The following is a 5721-nucleotide window of genomic DNA, read 5'->3' on the forward strand; positions in this document are numbered from 1 at the left end:
AGTATGTTTAATATTTTTTTAGTATTTCATTGACTTTTTTTATTTTTTTTATAGTTTGTTTTATGTGTTTTTTTTAGTTTTTTTTTAATTTATCCAATTTATCTATTTTATTTAAATTTTAAAATTATATAATTTATTTTAATTATTAGTTTTTTAAACTTTTAATTATTTATTAAATCTCTTTTTTTAATGTTTTTATTGTATATTTTTTTATTATAACCTTATTCATTCTGTTTTTTCATTTTATTTCCTTATTGTATATTTTATATAATATTTAAAACAATTATGGCTTATTGTATAATTTTATAAAATTTATATAGTTAAATATTTAATATAAAAATATAGAAATATTATATTACTTTATATTTAATCAGGTGATACTATGAGATGTACAGATAAAGTTAAAAAAACTGCAGAATTAGGAAAAACTTTATCTAAATATGGACTTGCTAAAGCAAAATCCATTAGAGATCCTGAAATGAAAAATCTACGTAAAGATCTTACTAAGAAATGGGTTAGAGTTGCTGAACAAAAATCTACTGATGCTATGGATAAAGCAATTGAACTTGCAAACATGAAATTAGAGGATGCTCAAACTGGTAATGATAAACTTTCTCTTAAACGTGATAATTTAAAGGTAGAAATGAAGGATGCTATTGATAGAGCAGATTCTATTTTAGAAAAAAATCAAAATTCTGAAGTTGAAATTGATGAAGAATATAAATTGATGAAAAAACAACTTAAAGAATTAGAAGCACTTAAAGAGAAACAAGCAAAAGAATTAGAAGATTTAAAAAATAAAAATAGTTAAATCATTTGATTATTATAAAAAAATTTGAAGATGTGATTATTATGGTATTTTACAAAGTTGCTAAAAAAGGAATTGAACTTTCAAAAATTGCTGCTGAATATGGTATTGAAAGAGCAAAACAAGGAAATGATAATGAAATTAAAGAATTAGGTTTAGAATTAGGTAAAAAATATGCTATTCTTGCTGATGAAAAAGCAAATCAAGTAATGGATAAAGCTATTAATGTTGCTAATGAAAAATTAGATGAAGTTAAAAATGGTGAAGATTCAATATCTAAAAAACAAGAACAAACTAAAGAATACTTAAGAAAAGCTATTGATAAATCTGATGCTAAAATTAATGGTGATGTAGAAGTAGAAGATTCTTTATTAAAACAACAATTATCTGAAAAACAAGCTTTAAAAGCTAAACATGAAGAAAAACTTAAAGAACTTGAGAAAAAACAAAGAGAAGAACAAAAAGAAGCTATTAAAGTTAAAAAAGAAGAATTAAAAGCTAAAAAAGAAGAAGCTAAAAATCGTCTTTCTGATAAAAAAGAGGATGTTAAAGCTGAAACTAAAGATTTAAAAAATCAAGCAAAATCTGCTAAAGATGATGTTAAAGCAGATATTAAAGAAGCAAGACAAGAAAGGAAAGATAAAAAAGCTGAAAAAGAAGCTAAAGATGAAGAATAGTTTCATCTTTACTATTTTATATTCTTAATTTATTTTTTATTTTATTTTTTTCTTTTTTTTTATTTATTTTTTTAGATTTTTTGTGTTTTTTTATTTTTCTTATATTATTTGTATTTTTATCTTTAATAATCAATTATTACCTAAATAATATAAGTTACTTGTTATAATATAAAATATAATTTCTGTTTATGTAAAAAGATTAATAAAATTTATAGTGTTTTAGTCAAGGTACAGTCATATGATTTAATTTACCTTTATTTTTATCACATATTGCTTTAAAATCACATGCATCACAGGTTCTTTTATCAGCTTCATCAATCCATGCTTCACTAATTTTAGAACCTTCTTTTTCTTTAATCATTGATGATTCAATATTATTTACCACACTATCAAATTCATTTAATGCAGTTTCTTCTTTTTCTTCTTCAACTGGTATGATTCTTATTGATCTATCAATTTTAAATTTATTACTTAATGTTGGATAATATTTAGGATTTCCATCCCATCTCATAATTGCTTCTTTATCTTCTTCTGAGATTTTAACATCTGTTTTATCATTTATTATATCTTCTTGAATTGCTTTTAAATCTTCAACAGATGGAACAAGTTCGTTTAAATAGAAGATAATTCCTGCAGGTATTGGTTTTGCATCTTTTTGATGTTTTCTAAGCCATGAGTATGTTAAGATTTGCCATTCATGATGTCTATAATTATCATTATCAATTGATGGTCTTTTCATTCCTTTATAATCAATAATGATTTCATATTCATTATCAACTTTTTCTTTTAATATTTCATTAAATTTCTCATTATGTTTAAGATATTGTATTATCTTATTTTGGTATGAATCAAGTGTTTTTTGATTTGTATTTTCAATTTTAAATGAACTTAATACATCAATAATACCATTTACACTGTAATGATTTGATCTACTGTGATTTTCATTATAGTTTGGCATATCCCTTATTCCTTTAATTAATAGTTCTGCAGAATCTATTAATGGAAATAAATCAGGACCCCATACATTTATAGAGGCTTCTGCCCTTGCACTTGCAATTCTGTGGTAAGGGTTATCTTCAGTTTTATATTTACCAATTTCTTCTTCTGGAAGATGTTTTGGATTATATTGTTTTAATGGTGGGTATAGACCACTTGCTCTTAATCTTTGATCTATCATTTCTTCTATTGGTCTTATTTCAGTTTCCCAGTCCCATGGAAATGGTAATTGTTCTGCTTCCCATTTTAAATATGCTTCTTCCATTACTCCATGTATAAATTCTCCAAACCATAATTGGATTGGCATTGATGGTGGTAATGAACCTTTATTTTGGTATCTGTATTGGAGATTACATGTTAAAAATGATAGTAAATCTCCAGTTAAACTATATTCTGGTATAAAATATGGTTTTGACCTTGATTGAAGTTTCATATTTTCACCTTTTATTTTAGTTTCTTAATGTAAAATTAAATTTTAGTACTTTTTATTATCTTAAGTAAAATTTATTTTATTCTATTAAAATTTAATCTATTTTCATAGTAAATATTAATTAAATCATATATATTTCATCAAACCCTATGAATTCTTCATCCCTATTCCAACCTAATGCAACATTAGGTATAGATTTATGTTTTGTCTTTGTATCATATCCATATATGTTACTATCTAGACCAATTAATATTAAAACATCTTGAGCTCTTGAGAATGCTACAAAGTACCTTCTAATTAAATCATCAAAAGATCTATCAATTTGATCTCTTTCTTCAAAGTCCATTTCCTCACTATATTTTCTTAATCTATCTTCTAATTCTTGGTCTTCTCCACCTTTTTTAGGAAACCTTTGAGGACTTGTTGCAGCTAAATCTTTTTTAAACTCTGAACCAACATCTACAATAACAAGAGAAAATTCTAATCCTTTTGATTGATGTATTGTCATAATATTTAATCTATCATCTGGTAAAGTATCAAGTAAATCTTCTTCAATACTTACTCCACCAGTTGCAATTGGTATAAATACATTCCAATATAATTCATCTATTGAATTGTATTCATTTTCAGTAGTATCAAAGTATATTGTTGATGCATATTTATTAAAGAAACCTGTTTGTGTAATTGTTTTTGTAATTGCTTCAAGGAATACTACTCCTTCAATATCATCTTGAAGTACATCAATCCATGAAATAAGTTTATATGCTAAATCCATTAATCTAGCTTCTTTTGGCCATTTTTCAATTCCATAAGGTACTCTAATTTGCCATTTTTCAACAAATTCACTTAAACTTATAGGTTCATGTGGTTCTGGATTTTTATCAATGAATCTTTTTGCTTCTTCTCTCCATTTTTTCATTACTCTATTTGCACTTTTTGGAATTTCTTTATCTTTTTTCTGTACTGTCATATCAGGATCTATACATTCAAGCATTAATCCACAAAATATTGCAACATATTCAATATCTTGAATATCTTTACCACGTGGATTAAAAACATTAACTTTTCTATGTTGTAAAGTTTTTCTTAAGTAATATGTAAATCTACGTTTATGATTCATTGATGATTCTTTTGTTGAATATGTTAAGAATGCTATATCTGCAGCAGAACCATTTTCTTTATCTAAATCAATTACAATTTTATCTTCTTTTTTTGCATTATTTTTATTGATTTTTTTAGATTTCTTTTTAAATGTTCCTTTTTCATCATCTTTATTTAATAGTTTAAATGAATTTGAGTTTACAATACTTTTTATTTTTCTTTCAACATGTCCTTTGTTTATAAGTTCTGCAATTAGATTAGATAAATCACGAGCAAGTACATCTTGACTAGATCTAAATAAACCTATAATTGGAATATCTTTTCCTTTATTGTTTTCAGGACATACAATTGGTGGTTTATGACTTACTCTTGCATTTTGGTATTCACTATCAAGTTCTGCAAAATGATTACATAAATCAATGATTTTCTCTGTAGATCTATAATTGTCTTTAAGATTAATTTCTTTTATATCTGTTTTTAATTGTTTATTAGCCCTATCTTTAAAATTAGTAAATAAATCTACAGTTGCACCTCTAAAACGATATAATGATTGATCATCATCACCAACAACTATAATTCCACCATTATTTTCAATTGCATATTTTCCAATATTAAAGTATATTTTTTCTTGTAGAAGATTTGTGTCTTGATATTCATCTACTAAAATAAGTTTAATATTTTTTAAACTTTCATCATATTTACCTTTAGTTAAATTATTTAAGAAGTATGATTCAAGCATTGGAAAATCAAGACTGTTTCTTGATCTAAGTTCTTTTTCAAATTCTTCAATAATATTAATAGCAGCTTTTGTACCTGGATCTGAAATTTTTTTAATTTCATCAAAATCTACAAAATCATAGTACATTTTATTTTTTATTGTAAGAAGATTTTTACTCATTAATGAAGGATTTTTAACTGGTCCTTTACCACTAAAATCTCCAAGATATGTTTGTAAATCTTCATTTAGATATTTATTATCTTGAAGTAGACAGTTTCTCATTGCAGATTCTGCAATGAAATTTTCAACAACATTTGGGATATTTGTACCAGGTTCCCGATTTAATTTAATTAAATCTTGTGCAACACTATCAATAGTACCAGTCATTATTTGATTAAAATCAATATGTGCAATTTTACGTAAATATTCATGGTCAATATCATATTCTAGAAGATTTTCAAGAAGATAATCTTTAATTTTATAACCCCAATCAAGAATCCTACTATCTAATTCATCTGCAGCTTTTCTTGTAAATGTTGTTGCAATAATTTCTTCAGGTTCAATATCATCTACAAATATACTTTTTAGAATTTTAAGTACAATTACTGTAGTTTTACCTGAACCAGGTCCTGCAACTATAAAAAGAGATTGGTTTAAATTAGAACTAATTGCTGATTTTTGATCTTTATTTGATGAAATATCACGTTCTAATATATTTACTACTATTTTTTCAAATTCATCATAACTAATCATATTAATCAAAATTCCAATTAACTAATTAATTTTATTATAAAAAATTATTATTAATTATATTTTGTTAAAATAATATATAAAACATTGTCATAGCATTTGAAAACTAATAATTATAATTTTATTCTTATTTTTAGATTTTAATAATTTTTTATATTTTATTTAGCTTTTTAAAATTAGTTTTATAGATTTTTTTTATAATTATTTTAGTTTTAGATTTAGTTTTTTTATATTTTTTTAT

The 5721-nt window shown here is 23.9% G+C and carries 4 protein-coding genes; 2 read left to right on the plus strand and 2 right to left on the minus strand.

What is annotated here, in order from left to right:
- The first annotated feature begins 382 nt into the window (after window positions 1–382).
- Both BGI41_RS06300 and BGI41_RS06305 read left to right on the plus strand, forming a co-directional pair.
- Entirely contained in the window at window positions 383–811 is a 429-nt protein-coding gene (locus BGI41_RS06300; protein WP_088539598.1) for a hypothetical protein, read from the plus strand.
- 41 nt (window positions 812–852) lie between these two features.
- Entirely contained in the window at window positions 853–1485 is a 633-nt protein-coding gene (locus BGI41_RS06305) for a hypothetical protein (RefSeq protein ID WP_088539600.1), read from the plus strand.
- Window positions 1486–1708: 223 nt separating this feature from the next.
- Here BGI41_RS06305 and BGI41_RS06310 read toward each other — a convergent pair whose 3' ends face one another.
- Entirely contained in the window at window positions 1709–2914 is a 1206-nt protein-coding gene (locus BGI41_RS06310; protein WP_088539602.1) for a PD-(D/E)XK nuclease family protein, read from the minus strand.
- A 118-nt stretch (window positions 2915–3032) separates the two neighbouring features.
- The gene (locus BGI41_RS06315) at window positions 3033–5483 is read right to left on the minus strand and encodes an ATP-dependent helicase (RefSeq protein ID WP_088539604.1); all 2451 of its coding nucleotides are present in this window, start codon (window positions 5481–5483) and stop codon (window positions 3033–3035) included.
- Window positions 5484–5721: the final 238 nt, after the last annotated feature.

Origin of the sequence: Methanobrevibacter sp. 87.7 (genome assembly GCF_002208625.1) — an archaeon.
In the GTDB taxonomy this organism is placed as follows: Archaea; Methanobacteriota; Methanobacteria; order Methanobacteriales; family Methanobacteriaceae; genus Methanarmilla.

Coding starts and splice junctions, on each gene's coding strand:
- BGI41_RS06300 (WP_088539598.1), top strand. CDS start 383: ATGAGATGTACAGATAAAGTTAAAAAAACTGCAGAATTAGGAAAAACT.
- BGI41_RS06310 (WP_088539602.1), bottom strand. CDS start 2,914: ATGAAACTTCAATCAAGGTCAAAACCATATTTTATACCAGAATATAGT.
- BGI41_RS06305 (WP_088539600.1), top strand. CDS start 853: ATGGTATTTTACAAAGTTGCTAAAAAAGGAATTGAACTTTCAAAAATT.
- BGI41_RS06315 (WP_088539604.1), bottom strand. CDS start 5,483: ATGATTAGTTATGATGAATTTGAAAAAATAGTAGTAAATATATTAGAA.